The sequence below is a fragment of the Variovorax sp. 10N432 genome (genome assembly GCF_056394465.1).
The window spans coordinates 111,614-129,895 of sequence record NZ_JBFTHX010000015.1; the positions used below are offsets into that span (position 1 = coordinate 111,614).

At 69.1% G+C, this 18,282-nt stretch carries 14 protein-coding genes; 9 read left to right on the top strand and 5 right to left on the bottom strand.

Annotated features, from left to right (window positions below):
* Window positions 1–71: 71 nt before the first annotated feature.
* Window positions 72–2,039, top strand: coding sequence for an acyltransferase family protein (locus AC1DF3_RS18910; RefSeq protein WP_478140450.1), 1,968 nt, complete (start codon window positions 72–74; stop codon window positions 2,037–2,039).
* A gap of 113 nt (window positions 2,040–2,152) precedes the next feature.
* On the opposite strand, the gene AC1DF3_RS18915 is transcribed toward AC1DF3_RS18910, so the two are convergent.
* The 3 genes from AC1DF3_RS18915 to AC1DF3_RS18925 all read right to left on the bottom strand — a co-directional run bounded on the left by AC1DF3_RS18915 (window position 2,153) and on the right by AC1DF3_RS18925 (window position 3,504).
* Window positions 2,153–2,524, bottom strand: coding sequence for a hypothetical protein (locus tag AC1DF3_RS18915; RefSeq protein WP_286534650.1), 372 nt, complete (start codon window positions 2,522–2,524; stop codon window positions 2,153–2,155).
* A 94-nt stretch (window positions 2,525–2,618) separates the two neighbouring features.
* Complete coding sequence (locus tag AC1DF3_RS18920) at window positions 2,619–3,095, bottom strand: glycine zipper 2TM domain-containing protein (RefSeq protein ID WP_478140451.1); 477 nt, start codon at window positions 3,093–3,095, stop codon at window positions 2,619–2,621.
* Window positions 3,096–3,204: 109 nt separating this feature from the next.
* Window positions 3,205–3,504: a hypothetical protein gene (locus AC1DF3_RS18925; protein WP_478140452.1), complete on the bottom strand. Its 300-nt coding sequence runs from the start codon at window positions 3,502–3,504 to the stop codon at window positions 3,205–3,207.
* Between the two features lie 203 nt (window positions 3,505–3,707).
* Between AC1DF3_RS18925 and AC1DF3_RS18930 the strand changes: the two genes are divergently transcribed.
* Complete coding sequence (locus AC1DF3_RS18930) at window positions 3,708–3,854, top strand: hypothetical protein (RefSeq protein WP_478140453.1); 147 nt, start codon at window positions 3,708–3,710, stop codon at window positions 3,852–3,854.
* Window positions 3,855–3,894: 40 nt separating this feature from the next.
* Here AC1DF3_RS18930 and AC1DF3_RS18935 read toward each other — a convergent pair whose 3' ends face one another.
* Entirely contained in the window at window positions 3,895–5,058 is a 1,164-nt protein-coding gene (locus AC1DF3_RS18935) for a citrate synthase (protein WP_478140454.1), read from the bottom strand.
* Between the two features lie 83 nt (window positions 5,059–5,141).
* Here AC1DF3_RS18935 and AC1DF3_RS18940 point away from each other — a divergent pair, with 83 nt between their 5' ends.
* The 6 genes from AC1DF3_RS18940 (at window position 5,142) to AC1DF3_RS18965 (ending at window position 10,647) form a co-directional block, all read left to right on the top strand.
* A complete protein-coding gene (locus AC1DF3_RS18940; RefSeq protein WP_478140455.1) occupies window positions 5,142–6,095 on the top strand; it encodes a 2-hydroxyacid dehydrogenase in 954 nt (317 codons plus the stop codon).
* A gap of 4 nt (window positions 6,096–6,099) precedes the next feature.
* On the top strand, window positions 6,100–6,795 hold the full coding sequence (locus AC1DF3_RS18945) for a fumarylacetoacetate hydrolase family protein (RefSeq protein ID WP_478140456.1): 696 nt from the start codon (window positions 6,100–6,102) through the stop codon (window positions 6,793–6,795).
* A 32-nt stretch (window positions 6,796–6,827) separates the two neighbouring features.
* Window positions 6,828–7,583: an SDR family oxidoreductase gene (locus AC1DF3_RS18950; protein WP_478140492.1), complete on the top strand. Its 756-nt coding sequence runs from the start codon at window positions 6,828–6,830 to the stop codon at window positions 7,581–7,583.
* Window positions 7,584–7,621: 38 nt separating this feature from the next.
* On the top strand, window positions 7,622–8,599 hold the full coding sequence (locus tag AC1DF3_RS18955; protein WP_286534643.1) for a Bug family tripartite tricarboxylate transporter substrate binding protein: 978 nt from the start codon (window positions 7,622–7,624) through the stop codon (window positions 8,597–8,599).
* A gap of 100 nt (window positions 8,600–8,699) precedes the next feature.
* Entirely contained in the window at window positions 8,700–9,833 is a 1,134-nt protein-coding gene (locus AC1DF3_RS18960) for a TIR domain-containing protein (protein ID WP_478140457.1), read from the top strand.
* Window positions 9,834–9,837: 4 nt separating this feature from the next.
* Entirely contained in the window at window positions 9,838–10,647 is an 810-nt protein-coding gene (locus tag AC1DF3_RS18965) for an N-acetylmuramoyl-L-alanine amidase family protein (protein WP_478140458.1), read from the top strand.
* On the opposite strand, the gene AC1DF3_RS18970 is transcribed toward AC1DF3_RS18965, so the two are convergent.
* The gene (locus AC1DF3_RS18970) at window positions 10,598–16,084 is read right to left on the bottom strand and encodes a CHAT domain-containing protein (protein ID WP_478140459.1); all 5,487 of its coding nucleotides are present in this window, start codon (window positions 16,082–16,084) and stop codon (window positions 10,598–10,600) included. The genes AC1DF3_RS18965 and AC1DF3_RS18970 overlap by 50 nt on opposite strands.
* A 168-nt stretch (window positions 16,085–16,252) precedes the next feature.
* Between AC1DF3_RS18970 and AC1DF3_RS18975 the strand changes: the two genes are divergently transcribed.
* The gene (locus tag AC1DF3_RS18975) at window positions 16,253–18,211 is read left to right on the top strand and encodes a Kelch repeat-containing protein (RefSeq protein ID WP_478140460.1); all 1,959 of its coding nucleotides are present in this window, start codon (window positions 16,253–16,255) and stop codon (window positions 18,209–18,211) included.
* The last annotated feature ends 71 nt before the right edge of the window (window positions 18,212–18,282 follow it).

An 18,282-nucleotide genomic window follows, 5' to 3' on the forward strand; every position in this document is an offset into this window, starting at 1 on the left:
GGAAAGACCAATTTTTGTCCGTCAAGGTTTGCCGCTCATGCTGTTGAAATAACTCTGAACGTACAACGATCTTGAGTGACTCCACTGCTGCGGCCCACTACAGGCCTGAAATAGACGCACTGCGGGCTTTAGCGGTGGTTGCGGTCATCGTCAATCACTTCAACAAAGACATCCTTCCCAGCGGGTATCTGGGTGTGGACATGTTCTTCGTCATCTCCGGGTTCGTCATCACGTCGTCGCTGGCGGGAAGATCGAGCCAGAACTTCGGTGACTTCCTCGCGGGGTTCTATGTCAGACGGATCAAACGCATCATCCCTCCGCTTGTACTGTTCGTCGTCCTGACGGGCGCTCTTCTATGCCTTTTCAATCCAGGTCCTGGCGAATCCATGCGGACCGGCGTCAGCGCTCTCTTTGGCGTGTCCAATCTCTACCTGCTGAAAGGGAGTACTGATTACTTTGCGGTGGCAGCCGAGATAAACGTGTTCACGCACACGTGGTCCCTGGGAGTGGAAGAGCAGTTCTATCTCTTGTTTCCGCTGTTGCTTTGGTGGGCAGGTGTCGGCCGGGTGACCGCCAGTAGGCCTGTGAGGTTGATGTGGGTCACCGGGGCGCTCTCCCTCGTTTCATTGGCTTCCTTCATCTACCTCTACCAGGTGAGCCAGCCTACTGCCTACTTCTCGATGCCGACCCGCTTCTGGGAACTGGCGGTCGGGAGCATGCTCTTCGTGAGCATGAAGGAATTTGGGCCGCACTTCCGCCTTCTCCAGACCGTACCGGCGTATCTTCTCGCCATTTCCTTGCTAGCTGTTCTGTTCACCCCCTTTCAGTTCGCAGTACCGGCAACCGTCGCTGTCGTCATGCTGACTGCATTGTTGATCGCACGTCTCGGCTTGCCGAATGATGCTCTCGGGATCTTCACTCAAAAGTGGGTTGTCAATATTGGGTTGATCTCTTATTCGCTCTACCTTTGGCACTGGGCGGTGCTGTCCCTCAGCCGATGGACCATTGGAATCCACTGGTGGACGGTGCCCTTCCAGGTCGCAGCCATGCTGCTCCTGGCTATTGCATCCTACAGATATGTCGAAACACCCCTGCGCCGTTCCGAGTGGTCCCCTCTACGCTGGAGGTCCATCACCTATGGAGTGAGCGCCACGGTCTGCGCCGCGGGGATCATGACTGGGATCTTTCTCGTCCGAGGCTGGCTCTATACGGGTGAGAATTACATGGGAGCCTCGCTGCAACAGGAAAACCTGATTGAGGGCACTTCCGTCGATCAGACGAACTGCATGCTCGCACCAGGCAATAGTTTCACAGAAAGCAGTTTTGAAGCCTGCCACCTGACGGCGCGAGACGGCAAGCCGACGATCTTTTTCGTGGGGAGCAGCCATGCGATGCATCTGGCCGGGCTCGGGCAGGGGTTGCACGAAAGGGGATTCGGAGTGGCGTTCATGACGACGCAAGGGCACAACTTCTATCCCGAGGGAGGGGCGGACCCCGAGACCTTTGGATTCAAGTCTACCCAGGATAGAGCGATCTTCTCCATCCTTGAGAGCCATGCCGTTCGGGGCAGTGTTGTAGTCGTCGGGAACAGGTATTTCCAGGATGGGTATGAGAAGGAATTCGTTGGTTCCTACTTCGAGGGCCTAAACGCGTTCGCACGCAGGTTCGAACGAAAGGGAGTCACGGTCGTTCATATCCTTCCCCTACCTGAATTCCAGTTTCACGACATCAATCAGTGCGCCCATCAGTGGTTCAACGCGGGGATGAGACGCGCTGGGATCTGCCTGCCGAAGGACCCGCTGACTCGCCTTCGTCAGTCCAAGGATGTTGAGGCGCGGAGTCCTCGCTCCGAAAATTTCCTTCAATACGACCCCGTGAAGGTGCTGTGCCCTTCTGGAATGGCGGAATGTTACCCAGTCAATCCCACAAGCAAACTGCCTACGTTCCGGAACGGCGATCATCTCTCAAACTACGGAGCGTCGTTGCTCGTCGATGATTTCATCGAGTTCATCGGTCGTCATGGACTCCTACCGCCCTGAGTGATATCGCCTCGCGCTTCGGTGCAGATGCCCATGGGTGCCGTCGCTGGCATAAACCAGGGCTCGATCGCCGACTTTCCGCCCACGCCGGTGCCATTGAGTGTTGCAGGCTGCTAGCCGCCGGTGCAAGCAACCGGCGTGGCGCGCCCCATGGCCCACGAGGTGCGTCCCTGCTCGATGAGCATCGTTTGGCGTCCGTTGGAGAACGTGGTCCCCGACTTTCCGATCGCGGGAAGATCGATGGCGGCCGCTCCGTCAACGGAGACCGAGGCGCTTTCTCCCATCAAGCGCACAGCCAGGCGTGTCCCATCGCAAACGTAGTTGCTGACGGGATAGGGATTGCCGACACCGATCGACGGACCGGGCGTCGGTTGCTGGCAGGCCGCCAGTGTCCAGATCGCAAACGTGCCGGCGATCGAACAAAGAATGCGTTGCCACTTGCCTCTCGCGATGTTCGCCACTTCGTTCGGCGGAGTGATGCTCATTGGCTGCGCAGTTCGCACGAAGGGCTCCTCGATTTCGATGGGATGAACCCTACACGCTCGGGCTGACAGCGTCCAGTTGGCGTTTCGCCAACTGCTAGTTCTTCTTGCTGCCCACCGGCTGCAGCGCGTCCCCCTTCAGCGTCACCGCTTGCCCGACCGGCGGCGCAGTGGTGCTCTTGACCGTGCGCATCGAGCCGTCCTGCATCCGCACGCCGATCTCGTAGGCCTGGTTCGTGTTTTTCTTCTTCTCGACCTTGTTGCCCGCGAAGGCGCCGGCACCGGCACCGGCGACGGTGGCGAGGGTCCGGCCCCTGCCGCTGCCGACCTGGTGGCCGATCACGCCTCCCACCACGCCGCCGGCCACGGCACCGACGCCGGAGGTCGGCTTCGTGCTTTCGAGCTTGCGCACGGATTCGACCTTGCCGCAGACGGAACAGGGCTTGGAAGGCGCCGCGGCAGGCGCCTGTTCCGCCCCCGAGGCCGGTGGCGCCACCAGCATGGCGGCGGCGAGCATGCAGATCGCTTGCACCGCGGCTGCAGCGTTCGGCCGTCTGGATGAAGTCGATGCCATGGCGGTCTCCCTTCGATCCCCCGATGCGAAGGCACCGGGACGCACTCTGAAGCATCGCCGATGCGCGGCGCCTGTCAATACGGAGTTCGTCCAGCGGGACGTGAAGAAGTCATTGGAACCAGCGAAGACCGGCCCAGAACCTGTCGCCAAGGCGAGCCGCGCCCATGCCGCAGGCGACGACCGCGACGGTGACGAGCATGCACACGGCGAAGATGCCGAGGGGCCATAGCCGGACACACAGGCCCAAGCCGACGACCAGGCCCAGCAGCGCGCCGCAGCAGAACCGCACTCTCTTCTCGAATGCGTCGGGCTGTCTGCCTGCGAGCACGGGGCCTGATTCAGTCTTCATGGGCAATGGCTGGCGATGGTCCGGTGTGCCGGACTGTGCCACAGCGACGAAGACCGTCATCTGTTTCGAGGACGACAGCCACAGGGCAAAGGCGTACCTTGCGTCCAACGCGAAGGCTGCGCAGGGCGAAGGTTCGACGACTGGCGCTTCGCGTGCAGGAGCGTGTCATGTGCCCTCAAGTATTTCGTCCCCTGGTGATCGCGTGCCTGGTCATTGCGAGTTCCGCGTGTCAGCCGCAGAGGTCGGGCATCCAATCGAAAAACATGGGAATCGTCGTTGCGGGATACGTGGAGCCGGCAGGAGCGGGACCGGCTGGAGCGCTCCCAGTCAGCTACCTCGGCGACATGTTCTCGGGAGAGGAAGCGGCGCTGGCGTCCAAGCCCCCGGAGATCGAATCGCCCACCTTCTGAGGCCTGCGCGGGCGCCGCAGGAACACGGTGATCCGCTGAACTACGTTCTTGCCTGCTGCGGAAGCTCGGGCACCGGGCCCACGTAGCGACCGCGCGGGCGGATCACCTGGGTCCCGCCCAGTTGCTCCAGGCTGTGGGCCAGCAGCCCGACGCTGCGCGCGGTGGCGAAGAGGCCGAAGGCCGCGTCGGCGGGCAGCCGATGGTGCGCGACCAGGGCCGCCAGGGCGACGTCGATGTTGGGCCGCAAGCCGGTCTCGCGCGTCACCTTCTCGATGAAGCGCGCGATCACCTTCGGCGGCTCGAACAAGGCCAGCAGGGCAGCGGCGCGCGGATCGCCTTCGGGATAGAGGTGGTGACCGAAGCCGGCCAAGGGCATGCCGGTCGACAGGTAGTGCGCCAGCACCTGGTCCTCGCCCAGCCGCTCCACTTCGCTGAACAGCGCCTGGACGCGGCCCGAGGCGTCGCCGTGCAAGGGGCCCGAGAGCGTGGTCAGTCCGGCCAGCAGGCAGGCCGGCAACGATGCGCCGGTCGACGCCGCGATGCGGGCGACGAAGGCCGAGCTGGTCAACTCGTGGTCGACCAGCAGCACCATGGCCGTGCGCAGCAGCTCGGCCACCCGCGGCGTCTGCTTCCAGCCCTGCGCGAAGCGCAGGTGCAGCGGCTGGCGCCCCGGCTGGGCGCCGAAAGCGTTGGCCAGCAGACCCACCAGGCCCTGGCCCTCGGTGTGCAGCACCCGCGTCAGCCGCCCGCGGATCGAGTGCCCGCTGGCCGCCAGGCCGGCCAGGGCGGTGAAGGCGGTCACCCGCCCGGGCTTGCCCGAACGCATCGGCGTGGCGCACGAGAGATCGGCGGGCTGCTCGGCGTCCCACAACAGTCGCGCCACGTCTTCGAGGTGGGCCGTCCGGGCCAGTTCCACCGCATCCTGGCCGCGGTAGTACGGGCGCTCGCGAAAGAACGCGCAGAGCGCGGTCGGGATGCTGGGCTCCGAGCCGAACAACGTGTTGGCGGCCAGGGTCTCGTGCTTGCGGCCGGCCTGCTTGCGCTTGGCCAGGGTGGCCACGTCCTCGGCGCGGTACAGGCTGCGGCGCGTGTCGGCCGGGTCGGGCGCGACCTCCAGCTTGCCGCGGCTGACGTAGGCGTAGAGGGTCTGGGGCCGTACGCCGAGGAGGCGACAGGCCTCGTCCATCGATATCCAGGAAGCCATGGTCGGAATGAAAAGGGTCTAAATATGTTGATTATATAAATCAATATTGACGCTGATATCAAGCATTAATTAGCATGACCGGCATGAACTCCCAGGTCCTGCAACTCAATCCGATCCTCATCCCCGCGATCAACGACAAGCTCGCATCGCGCTACACCGTCCACAAGCACTTCGAGGCCGCCGACGGCGAAGCCTGGCTGCGTGCCCATGGCGCTTCCGTCGACGCCGTGATCACCGGCGGCCACACCGGCATCTCGCGCGCCATGCTGGAACAGCTGCCCAGCCTCAAGGTGGTGGCGGTCAACGGTGTCGGCACCGACGCCGTCGACCTGGCCTACTGCCGCGCGCGCGGCCTGCCGGTCACGGCGACCCTGCGGGCGCTGACCGAGGACGTGGCAGACCTGGCCATCGGCCTGCTGATCGCCGCCTGCCGGAACCTGTGTGCCGGTGACCGCTTCGTGCGCGACGGCCAGTGGGAGCGCTTTCCCCAGCCGAGCGCCATCCCGCTGGCGCGCCGGTTCAGCGGCATGCGCGTGGGCATCGTCGGCATGGGCCGGGTGGGCCGCGCCGTCGCGGTGCGGGCCGCGGCCTTCGGCTGCCCGGTCAGCTACACCGACCTGCGTGCGATGGACGATGTGGCCCATCGCTTCGTGCCGAGGCTGGTGGATCTCGCGCGCGACGCCGACGCGCTGGTCCTGTGCGCGGCGGCGGACAAGGCCGAGGGCATCGTCGACGCGGCCGTGCTCGACGCCCTCGGCCCGTGCGGCTTCCTGGTCAATGTCGCACGCGGCCGGCTGGTCAACGAGGCCGACCTGGCGGCGGCGCTGACCGCCGGCCGCATCGCCGGTGCGGGCCTGGACGTGTTCGTCGACGAACCCCGCGTCCCGCTGGCGCTGCGCCAGTCCGAGCGCGTCACGCTCCAGGCCCACCGCGCCAGCGCCACCTGGGAGACCCGGACCGCCATGGCCGAGATGGTGCTCGACAGCATCGCCCAGGCGCTGGCGGGCGAGCGCCCGGCGATGAGCCTGACCACCTGATCCCATGACGGCATTCGTCTTTCCCGCACCCGCGCCGGTCACGCTGCCCGTGGCGGGTCGCGCGGCGCTGTTCCCCGTGGGCCGCGTGTTCTGCATCGGCCGCAACTATCGGTGGAGCCCCGACGAGCCGGCGAGGCCGGTGGAGATGCCCGCCTGGTTCATGAAGCCGGCCGGCGCGGTGGTGCCGGCGCAGGGCCTGCTGCCCTATCCCCCGGCCACCGGCGACTTCTGCCATGAGATCGAACTGGTGGTCGCCATCGGCCGCGGTGGCTTCGACATCGACCCGGCCGAGGTCGAGCGGCATCACGTCTGGGGCTATGCCGCAGGCCTGGACCTCACGCGGCGCGACCTCCAGCAGCAGGCCAAGCGCGCCGGCGGCCCCTGGGAGGCCGCCAAGGCCTTCGACCACTCGGCGCCCTGCACGCCGGTGGTGCCGGCGGCCGTCTGCGGCCATCCGCGGCAAGGCGCCGTGTGGCTCGCGGTCAACGGCATCGAACGCCAGCGCGTCGACCTGTCGGGCCTCTTGTGGCCGGTGGCCGACCTGGTGGCGATGTTGTCGCGCTCGGTGACGCTCGCGCCCGGCGACCTGGTCTACACCGGCACGCCCGCGGGCGTGGGCCCGCTGCAGCCGGGCGATGTCGTCAGCGGGGGCGTGGCGGACATCGGCCGCTTCTCCATGACCGTGGGCGACCGCGCCTGATCCAACCCATCCAGGAGTCTCCCTTGAACGCAATGACCCCCCAGAAGATCGCGCTGGTCACCGGCGCCGGCAGCGGCATCGGCCGCACCGTGGCGCTCGGCCTGCTCGACGATGGCTGGGCCGTCGTGCTGGCCGGCCGCCGCAGCGAGCCCTTGAATGCGCTGGCGGCCGAGGCCGAGGCGCGCGGCCAGACCGCCATGGCCGTGCCCACCGACGTGACCGAGCCTGACAGCGTGCAGGCGCTGTTCGACACCATCGAACGCCGCTTCGGCCGGCTGGACCTGCTGTTCAACAACGCCGGCGTCAACGCCCCGGCGGTGCCGATGGACGAGCTGCCCCTGGACAAGTGGTTCAGCGTGTTGAACACCAACGTGACGGGCGTGTTCCTGTGCGCGCGCGCGGCCTTCGGCCTGATGCGCCGCCAGCAGCCGCAGGGCGGGCGCATCATCAACAACGGTTCGGTGTCGGCGCACACGCCGCGCCCCTTCACCGCGCCGTACACCGCCAGCAAGCACGCGGTGTCGGGCCTGACCAAGGCGCTGGCACTGGACGGCCGCGCATTCGGCATCGTCGCCAGCCAGATCGACATCGGCAATGCGTTGACCGAACTGTCCGAGCGCATGACGCGCGGCGTGCTGCAGGCCAACGGCACGGTCGCGCCCGAACCCATGATGGACGCGAAGCACGTGGCCGATGCGGTGCGCCACATCGCCGCGCTGCCGCTCGGCGCCAACGTGCTGAACATGACCGTCATGGCCAGCGCCATGCCCTACGTCGGCCGCGGCTGAAAACCGGTTTTTCGATTCAACCCAAGAAGGAGACATCCATGCCACGCCCATCATCCCTGTTCAAGATCCTTGCCGTTTCGGCGACCCTGGCCGCGCTGCCGATCCTGGCATCGGCCCAGGCCTACCCGACCCATGCCATCCGTGTCATCGTGCCCGCTCCGCCGGGCGGCGCCATCGACACGATCGCCCGCGTCGTGGGCGACAAGATGGCGGCGTCGATGGGCCAGCCGGTGGTCATCGACAACCGGCCCGGCGCCTCCAACAACCTCGGCACCGAGGTACTCGCCAAGGCGGCGCCCGACGGCTACACGATCGGCATCGTGGGCGGCAGCCACAACATCAACAAGTTCCTGTTCAAGAACCTGGGCTGGGACCCGGAGAAGAGCTTCGAGCCCATCGTCTACACCCACGTGGTGCCGCTGGTGTTCGCCATCTACCCGAAGATCCCGGCCAAGACGCTGCCCGAGTTCGTGGCCTGGATGAAGGCCAATCCAGAGCAGGCCAAGGTCGCCACCTCCGGCCGCGGCAGTGCCCAGGAGATGGCGGCCGAGATGTTCCGCATGGCGACCGGCGTGGACATGCTGCTGGTCCCGTACAAGGGCTCTTCCGCCGCCCAGCCGGACCTGCTGGGCGGCCGCACCGCGCTCTACATCGACACCATCAGCGCCATCCAGACGCAGGTGAAGGCCGGCAACGCCCGGGCGGTGGCGGTGTCGACCCGCAAGCGCGCAGCGACGCTGCCGGACGTGCCGACCGCGGAAGAGCAGGGGCTCAAGGGCTACGACGCCAACACCAACGGCGGCTTCCTGGCGCCGGCCGGCACGCCCAAGGCGATCGTCGACAAGCTCAACGCCGAGATCAATGCCGCGCTCAAGCTGCCCGACGTGCGCGCCAAGCTGGAGGCCGCCGGCATCGAGATCCAGGGCGGCACGCCGCAGGAGTACGCCGCGCTGATCCAGTCCGACCTCGCCAAATGGAGCAAGGTGGTCAAGGCGGCGGGCATCCAGCCGGAGTGAGCCTGCGGGGCGCGCGGCTCCCCGCTGCATACGCCGTCTGCCAGATTGTGCCGAGGGCCTGCCCTGCGCGAAGATGCGCGGCGGGCCACGAGAGGGGCACATGCCAGACGCAACGGAAGAGGTCTTCTTCAGCTATTCGCGCAGCGATGAAGCGCTCGTGCTGAAGATCGCCTCGGCCTTGCGGCGGGACGGGCGCCGCGTCTGGGTCGACCAGATCGACATCGCCAAGGGCGCGCGCTGGGACGACGAGGTCGAGAAGGCGCTGAAGGCCTCCTCCTGCCTGCTGGCCATCCTCTCGCCGGCCGCGGTCGCCTCGCAGAACGTGATGGACGAGGTCTCGTATGCCCTCGGCGAGAAGAAGAAGGTCATCCCTGTCCTGGCGAAGCAGTGCGACATTCCCTTCCGCCTCAAGCGCCTGCAGTTCGTCGACTTCACCGGTGACTACGACAAGGGCTATCGCGAGCTCTCGTCTGCACTCGACGGTGGCGCGGCTCCGCCTCGCAGGGACGATCGCGTGCCGCCCGGCCCATCCAGCCGCCGCACGCAGCAGGCCGTAATCGGAGGCGCTGTCGTGGTGGTGGCGGCGGTCGCGGGCTATGTCGTGCTCGGCCGTCCGACCCCGGCGCCCGCGCCTGCGCCTGCGCCGGTCGTCGTCGCCCCGCCGCCTCCCGCGGTGCAGCCTGCGCCTGTGGTGGTCAAGCGCGAGCCCGAGCCTGCGCCCGTGGCGCCAGCGGTGCAGCCTGCGCCGGTCGCGCCGCCGCCGGCGCCGCCACCGGTCGTTGCTGCAGCACCCGCCCCGGTGTTCGTGCCCCCGCCGGCGCCCGCGCCCATGAAGCAGGTCGCCTCCGACCGCCAGCTCACCGATTTCGTGCACCGGTACATCAGCACCCAGAACCGTTCGAGCCCTTCCGAGCTGGTGGCCTTCTATGCCGACGAGGTCGAGTACTTCAACGAGAAGCACGCCACCAAGGCCTTCATCATGAAGGACCGCTTGAACTTCCAGCGTCGCTGGCCGGAGGTCGACAACCGGCTCGCCGGACCGATCGACATCGACCGGTCTTCAGGCGACGGAACGGCGGTGCTGTCCTACACGATCCGCTACGGGGTCCGCAGCCTGGAACGCGGCGACAGCAAGTCGGGCATGGCCCGCGACGAACTGCGGGTGCGTCCCGTCGATGGCCAGCTGCTGATCGTGGGCCAGCGCCAGAAGATCCTCAACGCGCAGGCGAACTGAGGCGATGCGCACCATCCGCCGTGCGTTGGCGTGGCTCTGGCCCCTGCTGCTGGCCGCGTCGCCCGCCGGGGCCTGCGACAGCGCCGGCTTCGCGATCGCCATCGATCCGGGGCACACCCGGGCCAACCCAGGAGCGACCAGCGCCCGCGGCGTGCCGGAGGTGCAATTCAACGCCCAACTGGCCGAGGTCGTGCTGCGCGAGCTGCGGCGCGCCGGTTTCGAGCAGTCCTTCCTGACGGTCGAGGACCAGGCCCCCATCACGCTGCCCGAGCGCGCCGCGCGGGCCGAGGCGCAGCATGCGCGCCTGTTCCTCTCGCTGCATCATGACTCGGTGCAGCCGCAGTACATGTCGGATTGGGTGTACGAGGGCCGGGCGCAGCGCTACAGCGACAGGTTCAGCGGCTACTCGCTGTTCGTGTCGGCCAAGAACGCCGATGAGGCCCGCAGCCTGCGAATGGCGCAGCTGCTCGGTGCCGAGTTCCGACGCCGCGCGCTGGCGCCCACGCTGCATCACGCGGAACCCATCGCCGGAGAGAACCGGCCCCTGGTCGATCCGGCGCTCGGCATCTACCGCTTCGACGACCTGGTGGTGCTGAAGCGGGCCTCGATGCCGGCGGTGCTGATCGAGGCCGGCTTGATCGTGAACCGGGCGGACGAGTTGCAGCTCGACAGCGCGCCGTTCCGGCAGACGCTCGCCGAGGCGATCACCGCGGCGGCCCGGCAGTTCTGCGACGAGGCGCCCGCCGCGCCGGCCGGCGTGGCCGTCAGGTCGAAGGCGTCTTCAGCCGCTCGAGCGTCGCCAGCAGCTCGGTGACCCGCTGGCGGACCGCCTCGGGCTGGTCCTTGCGCGACAGGCAGGGTTCGAGAACGAAGCGGGCCTGGTTCCAGACCGAATCCCACATGGGCGGCGACGGCACGCGCACCTTCAGGTCGCACAGCGTGGCGATGAGCCGGGGTGCGTCCTGGTCGAGGCGGCCGCGAACCAGCGACACCAGGATGTCGAGTTCGGTCTCGCCGACCACGGACCAGAAATCGGGCGCCTGCGCGACTGCCAGTTGCAGCGCATCGCGCACGTCCTGGATGCGCGCGTCCGCCAACTCGGGCGGCTTCTTGCTCAGCAGCGCCGCGCGGACCTCGGCGTCGAGGTAGTTCTTGGCCGCATAGAAGCGCTTCACACTGCCGCTCGCGCGGGCCGTGTCGTTGGCTTCGCGATAGTGCAGGCTGGCCTGCTTCAGCGCCGCCTTGGCATCGGCTTCCCGGCCCTGGATCGCCGACAGGGCGAGCGTCTTCCGCTTCCAGCCCGAGCCCAGCAGGGTCTGGCGTTCGTAGGTCCGCCCCACCGCCAGCACCTTCTCGAGCAGCATCAGACCTTCGTCGATCAGCGCGATGTCCCCGTTGGCCTCACCGAGGCGGGTGAGCAGATTGCCGAGTTGCTCGGCCGCCTTCAGCGAGGCCGTGCCGTCCTCGGATTCGACGGCCTTGCGGTACCAGTCGACCGCCTGCGTGCGGCGGCCGAGGTTCTCGTTCGCCCTGCCGAAAGCCTCCGCCACGATGCCGAGCCGGCCCCACATCGGGCCGAAGGCCTGCTCCAGGTAGAGCAGCTTGTCGCCAAGGCCCCGCGCGTCCGGCGACCGGTACTCGCCGTCGACCGCGATCTTCTCGAGCGCCAGTTCGAGCGACACCCTCGACGCCACGCCCGCGTACTCGTCCGACGGCGCGCGGCGGGGCGCCTGGGCACCCGCGTTGTCGCCGCGCCAGGTCCAGTCCGGGTCGCCATAGCACTGGTACGCGGCCCAGGTGTTGCCGTTGCGGTCGGTCTTCCAGGCGGCCTCGCGCGCGGCGCCGACGGCCTCGATGAAGCGCGCGTTCTCGAGCAGCCTGGCGTAGAAGGTGGTGGCGAAGGTCGCTGCCGCCTCGTCGTCCACGGCCCAGCCGGCTGCGATCACGCAGCGCACGCCGACCTTGATCAGCGCCTCCGCGATGTTGGCCGCGAACGCGGCGCGGTCGTACGGCTTCGGGGGCGTGAGCACGGTCGATGCGTCGCGGCCCGCGAGGTGGCAGCAGTTGAGGAACACCAGCTGCGGCACCACCCGCATCGCCTCGATCTCGTTCGCGCCCAGGTAGGTGTCGGTGCCCGACAGCACGACGCCGCCGTTCGGCCCGAAGGCGCCATGCCCGGCCACGTGCACGGCGCGGTAGGGCCGGTCGAACAGCGCATTCACCACCGCCTGCGCATTCGGCTGGTCGAGCGCCACCACGGCGCTGGTGGTTCCGGCGGCACTCGCGGATCGCAGGAGGTTGGCCACCGCGGTGGCTTCGCGGCGCGCGCCCTCGAGGCTGGGGTATGTCGTGGGATCGCATTGCGGCTCGCCCACCACCAGGATGGCGGCCTCGGGCGTGGCGTCGCGCGGCTTGGCACGGAAGTCGTCCAGCCGCAGCTTGCGCAGCAGCTTGGTGCGGATCGCCCAGGGCCGCTGGTCGTCGGAACTCGGGTCGGGGTTGGAGTTGAGCAGCTCCCAGGGGATGCCGGCGGTCTTCGGTTCGAGCTCGATCACCATCTCGCTCTTGCCTCCGAGGAAGGGCTCCATCTCCACCGGCACCAGCAGGTTGAACAAGGTGCGGCCGATCGATGGATCGCGGTTGCCGTCGTTCGAGGCCGTGGCCACCATGTCACGCAGCAGGTTGCCCTGGGCGCGTTGGGCACGGACTTCGGTCCGCGCCCGCCGGGTGTCGAGGGTGTAGGCGATCACCGGGTTCGTGGCGTCGCCGGCCGGGGGCGCCTGCAGCGCACTGATGAGGTCGTAGCTGGCGCCGCGATAGCCCGAGTCGACCATCCGCGTCATGGCGCCGGCGCCGGACTCGACGTGGCCGACCACCTTCAGCCGATCGGGCGTTGCGGTCTGCTGCACGTGCAGCGCGCGCCACGCGTCGCCGGCCCGGTCGAGGAACAGCTCGACCACGAGCAGCCGGCTGAGCTGCGGCCAACCGCTCTTCTGCAGCCGCTGCCTGGCCTCGGCCGCGCCCAGCGCCACCGCGATCGCGGACCCGCCGGTCGTGATGCCCGTGCCGCCGCTGCCGATCAGCGTCGCAGCCAGTTCGAAGTCGGCCGGCGCGCCGCCCGGGTGCTCCGACAGGCGCTGGGCGTAGGCCAGCACCGCCTGGCGCACCGTGAACACCAGGTCCTTCGCCAGCAGCTTGCCCTCGGGCCCGAGCCCGCAGACGATCGCGGCGGCCGGGCTGGCCATGCGCTTCGGGTTCTCGGGGTCGCCGCGCCAGTTGCCGAAGATCTGGTGCGAGCCGACCAGGTCCGGATACAGGCCGGCATCGAGCCCCCGGCTCATGCCCTTGCCGACCAGCCGGTCGATCACGGCCTCGGCGCCGGTCAGCCGCATCGCGCTGTAGTGGCCGACCAGCAGCGCCGGCTGGACGAAGCGGATGTCGGCATTGAGCACCTGCACCTCGAGGGCCGTGGTGGGCGGCGGCCGCTGGTCCGCGGCCGACGAGGCGCCGAAGACATCGGCGTCGGACGACGGCGGCTGCGAACCGAGCAGGCCGCGCGACGGCCGGCTGCGCACCACCGCGGCCAGCGGCGCCGCGCCGGCGCCGCGGCTCGGCGCGGCGAAGGCATCGAGCTGCTTGGTCTTGCCGGTGGTCAGCAGTTCGACATACGCGGCCCATGCCTGCGACACGGCGGGCAGCTTGCCGTGCTCGGCATCGAGCTTCCAGGTGGGCACGCCCAGCTGCATCGCGCTTTCGTAGGTCACGCGGCCGTCGCCGGCGTCGGCCGAACCGGTGTATTCGAGGCCGACGCCGCCATCCAGCGCGTAGCCCGTGGGCGTGAACGGCGCCCGGCCCACCACCAGCACGATCTTCGACTTGGTGTCGCCGAGCGCGGCCACCTGGTCGTCGAGCTTGCGGCGCAGGCTGGTTGCCGCATCGAGCACCTGCTGCGGCGGCGCGCTCCAGTCGTACACGGCCTTCTGCGCTTCGAGCTGGTGCCAGGTGCTGCGGGCCGCCAGGGCGTCCTTGTCGGCCTTGACCAGCGCCTCCCATTTCTCGGCGCTGCCCAGGCCCCAGGCCGGGTCGAGCAGGCCCGCCTGCATCTCGAGCAGGCCCGGCATGCCGGCCATCATCCTGCGTGCCTCGCCGTTGTGGAACAGTGATCCGAAGGCGACCAGCGCATTGCCGAAGTTGTCGTCGCCCGAGAGGATCTGCATCGGTGCCCACGAGCCCCCGTTGGGCACGCCGAGCATCAGCAGGCGGGCGTCGGCATGGGCCATCAGGCGGTTCCAGGTCTTGGGCGACACGATCTGCATCGTGCGCGCCACCAGGCCGCCCATCGAATGCGCGACGATGCGCACCGGCTGCCCGCTGGCCGCGCGCGCATCGAGCTGGGCATCGACCGCGGCCGCCAGCCGCTTCGCCTCGTCCTCGATGGGGCGCCGCCAGTCGAAGGCGAAGGGGAACACGGCGTGGGTCTCGGCGAGACGATCGATGAGGCCCTCGTAGCTGCCCTTGACCGGGCCGTCGGGCTGGACGTTGTCGGCGGTCGCCGGGTCCCAGCGCAGCTGCAGCAGCCCGTTGAGGAAGGCGAAGCCCAGCCACACCCGCTTGTCGCCGACCTTGAGGTTCGAGCCGAGGATCCCCGGCAGCACGAACACCGCCGGGCGCGTGGGGTCGTTGGCCGGCACGCCGCCCCGGGTGCCCTCGGCGCTCTCGCCGCGCCACGACAGCGGACCGATGGCGGCGAAGGCCGGCGGCGCGTTCTCCAGCAGCGCACCGACGATGCCGTCGACGGTGGTCGGATTGGCGAAGTAGTTGAAGTGATTGACCTTGGCGCCGCGGTCGAGCAGGAAGCTGGCGCCGCCCGCCGCCGAGCCGGCGGCCCGCGGCACGCCGCCGTACATCGAGCCGGTCTGCACCACCAGGTCGTTGTCGGCCCAGTAGAACGCGTCGGCCATCAGGGTCTTGACCCAGGAGCCGATCGAGTCGCCCTGCATGTCGCCGGCCACCACGCGCAGGTCGCCCGGGATCTGGACGCTGCCCATGTCGAGCCACTTCACGAGCGCGCTCTCGGGCATCATCGCCTCGATGCCGGGCAGCTGCGTCGGATCGGCGCGGCGGCGTGCGACCTCGTGCAGGAAGTCGACCAGCTCCGGCGCGACCGGCACGCTCGCCAGCTTCAGGCCCCACTGCAGCACCGACAGATAGGCATCGAGACGGCCGGACGCCAGCGTGGTGCCGCGGGCCGGGCAGGCCACGCGCACCATGCGCTCGACGCGCAGGCCCTTGACCTGGGCCTCAGCCACCAGCGCCTTCAGGTCCTGTCGCTCATCGCTGTAGGCGTCGGCGGCGAACAGCGCCAGTTCGTCGTCGCCCAGCGCGGCGCCGCCGCAGGCCCGCGCGAGCACCTCGGCCACCAGCCCGCCGCGCGAATGCGTCAACAGGTGCAGCCGCGCGCCCGCGGGCAGCGCGCGCACCAGCGCCAGCGCGTTGCCGATCGGGCTCTTGCCCACCGTCGGATGGTCGAGCGCATAGACGCGGTTCTTGTAGCGGTCGAACAGCGTGCGCACCTTGTCCGGCTGCAGCCACAGCTTGCCGAAGGTGCTCACCGTGTCGACGAAGGTGCCATGCACCAGCACCAGCAGCGGGCCGCCGTCTTCCGCCGGCTCCACGGCGGCGGCGCGGATCGTGCCCTTCATGAGGGCTTCGGGCTGCCAGTCGGGCGGCAACTTGTAGACCCCCTCGACGACCTTGCCATCGATCTTCTTCGTGACCATCGAGGCCACCAGCGTCGCCGCGTCGGCCTGGAACCCGGTGAGCACCTTGAAGGCCGAGAGCGCGACCTCGCCCATCCAGCCGCGTGTCGCGCTGCGGCTGGCGGCGGCTTCGAGGCCGGGCCAGCCCAGCTGCGCCTTGACGACCAGCGCGCCCGCATCCGTGGTCTCGACTGCGCCGCGGGTGCCGGCGGGCGCCTGCGCGCGCAGCAGGTCGGCCGCGCTCTGGGGGCTCAACACCAGCGTCGGACCGTTGATGACGGTGAGTTCGACCACGTCCTCGCCGTCGCGCGCGACCACGCTGGCCATGTCGTCCTCGCCGCGTGTCGCGCCGATGCCGGGCACGGCCGTGGGCGCCACCGGCACCGCACCGCGCGAGGTGGTCGAGGCCGCCCGGTCGGCCGCCATGCCCGAATCGGCCTTCAGCAAGCGATTGGGAACGACGAAGGTGATGTTCCTGACGGCATCGGCCAATGAGAACTCCTTGCGGCCATCCGGCGCAACGGCGGGTGGGCGAGGCAGTATGTCGTCGAAGCCGGCGCGGGGCAATTATTGCGGGAGGCCTATGCCTTGGACGTGACCCGTGACAGGCCGATGCGCCCGCATGCATACTGCGAACCCTTCGTCGTTGAGGGGATCGGCATGCAGACGACATCTTGGTCCGCTGGCTTGCGCCTGCTGGCATGGGGTCTGGGCATCCTGGCGCTGCTGGGCCTGCATGCATGTGGCGGCGATGGCGGCAGCGGTTTCTTCGTCCCCGGCGTTGCCACGCCTCCCGCCGGCCTGCACTACCAGCGCAATGCCGTGGTCTACGCCCTGGGCCGGGAGATCCGTCCGAACGCCCCGAGCAGCAGTGGCGGGAAAATCCTCCGCTACGCCGTTCGCCCCGCATTGCCCGAGGGGCTCCAGATCGACCCGACCAGCGGCGTCATCAGCGGCACGCCGCAGGCGGTCGCGGCCCCTGCGCTGTACACCGTCACCGGCAGCAACTTCGCGGGCGCGGTCACGACCGGCCTGCTGATCGCGGTCAGGTCCAGGACGGAGCCCCCTGTGAACCTGAGCTACGAGAACCAGAACGCGATCTACGTCATCGGCGTGCCGATCCCGCCGAACCATCCCTCGGTGGATGGCGGCGACGTCGGCAGCTTCACGGTGCAGCCGGGGCTTCCCGACGGCCTGGTGATCGACTCCGTCACCGGCGTCATCTCCGGCACGCCCAGCCGGCTCGCCGCCTCGGCCAGCTTCACCGTGACCGCCGCCAACAGCGCCGGTTCGAGCAGCGCCGTGCTGCAGATCGAGGTCAGCAGCCCGCCGAGCAGGGGACCCAGCCTGCTGGTCTACCAGCAACCGAAGGCCGTGTACGCTGCGGGCCGGCCGGTCATGCCCAATCTGCCGCACAGCGTCGGCGGCCCCATCGATGCCTTCGCCGTGTCGCCGGCGCTGCCGACGGGCCTGAGCATCGATGCCTCCGACGGCGTGCTCTCGGGCACGCCGCAAGAGGTCAGCGCTGCCGCCGACTACACGGTGACCGGCAGCAATGCGGCGGGAACGGCCTCCGCGACGCTGAACATCGAGGTGGTGCCCGCCGGCACGGGCGTGCCGACCGGCCCCATGAGCGTTGCGCGCGCCCATCCGACGGCCAGCCTGCTCGCGCCGGGCTTGGTGCTGATCGCGGGCGGCAACGACGACACCCATACGCTGGCATCGGCGGCGCTCTACACCCCCGGCACCCGCTCCTGGGCGTCGACGGGCTCGATGAGCACCGCGCGCTATTTCCACACCGCGACGCTGCTGCCGGACGGCCGGGTGCTGGTCGCGGGGGGCGAGGATCTCAACGGCGTGTTCCACGCCTCGGCGGAGATCTACGACGTCGCCACCCGCCAGTGGTCGCCGACCGGGGCCATGGGCGTGGCGCGCAGCGGCCACACCGCCACCCTGTTGCCGACCGGCCAGGTGCTGGTGGCGGGCGGAACCAACGGCGGCTTTCTCGCGACCGCGGAGCTCTACGATCCCGCCACCGGCCGGTGGACGCCGACCGGCACCATGAACACCGCCCGCAGCGTGTTCACCGCCACGCCGCTGGCGGACGGCCGCGTGCTCGTCGCCGGAGGCATCGGCGGCGGCCCGCTCGCCGCGGCGGAACTGTACGACGCGGCCAACGGCCGCTGGACGACCACCGGGTCGATGCTCGCGGCCCGGCTGACGCACACCGCCGTGCTGCTTCCCGATGGGAAGGTCCTGGTGGCTGGCGGCAACGGCGGCGCCGCCGGCGGCGGCTCGCTGGCGAGCGCGGAGCGCTACGACCCCGCCACCGGCGCCTGGTCGGCCACCGGCGCAATGAGCACCGGGCGCACCGCCGCCACCGCGACCTTGCTGCCCGAGGGCCAGGTGCTGGTGACAGGGGGCTACGACAGCAGCGGCCGCGCGCAGGCTTCGACGGAGCTCTACGACCCCGCCAGCGGCCAGTGGAAGGGCACCGGCGCCATGCGCGACGCACGCTACTTCCACACCGCCACCCTGCTGCCCGATGGCAACGTGCTGCTCGCCGGAGGCACCAACGATGTCGAGGCGCTGGCCACCACGGAGTTGCACGTGCCGTAGCGCCGTCCACGCGCTCGTCCGTGTCAAGCCGCCGATGGGGGATGCATGCGCCCCTCGGCGGGCTAGTCTGG

Excerpts from the sequence above, each read along its gene's own strand:
- AC1DF3_RS18915 (WP_286534650.1), bottom strand. The coding sequence starts at position 2,524 with ATGAGCATCACTCCGCCGAACGAAGTGGCGAACATCGCGAGAGGCAAG.
- AC1DF3_RS18920 (WP_478140451.1), bottom strand. The coding sequence starts at position 3,095 with ATGGCATCGACTTCATCCAGACGGCCGAACGCTGCAGCCGCGGTGCAA.
- AC1DF3_RS18925 (WP_478140452.1), bottom strand. The coding sequence starts at position 3,504 with ATGACGGTCTTCGTCGCTGTGGCACAGTCCGGCACACCGGACCATCGC.
- AC1DF3_RS18930 (WP_478140453.1), top strand. The coding sequence starts at position 3,708 with ATGGGAATCGTCGTTGCGGGATACGTGGAGCCGGCAGGAGCGGGACCG.
- AC1DF3_RS18935 (WP_478140454.1), bottom strand. The coding sequence starts at position 5,058 with ATGGCTTCCTGGATATCGATGGACGAGGCCTGTCGCCTCCTCGGCGTA.
- AC1DF3_RS18940 (WP_478140455.1), top strand. The coding sequence starts at position 5,142 with ATGAACTCCCAGGTCCTGCAACTCAATCCGATCCTCATCCCCGCGATC.
- AC1DF3_RS18945 (WP_478140456.1), top strand. The coding sequence starts at position 6,100 with ATGACGGCATTCGTCTTTCCCGCACCCGCGCCGGTCACGCTGCCCGTG.
- AC1DF3_RS18950 (WP_478140492.1), top strand. The coding sequence starts at position 6,828 with ATGACCCCCCAGAAGATCGCGCTGGTCACCGGCGCCGGCAGCGGCATC.
- AC1DF3_RS18955 (WP_286534643.1), top strand. The coding sequence starts at position 7,622 with ATGCCACGCCCATCATCCCTGTTCAAGATCCTTGCCGTTTCGGCGACC.
- AC1DF3_RS18960 (WP_478140457.1), top strand. The coding sequence starts at position 8,700 with ATGCCAGACGCAACGGAAGAGGTCTTCTTCAGCTATTCGCGCAGCGAT.
- AC1DF3_RS18965 (WP_478140458.1), top strand. The coding sequence starts at position 9,838 with ATGCGCACCATCCGCCGTGCGTTGGCGTGGCTCTGGCCCCTGCTGCTG.
- AC1DF3_RS18975 (WP_478140460.1), top strand. The coding sequence starts at position 16,253 with ATGCAGACGACATCTTGGTCCGCTGGCTTGCGCCTGCTGGCATGGGGT.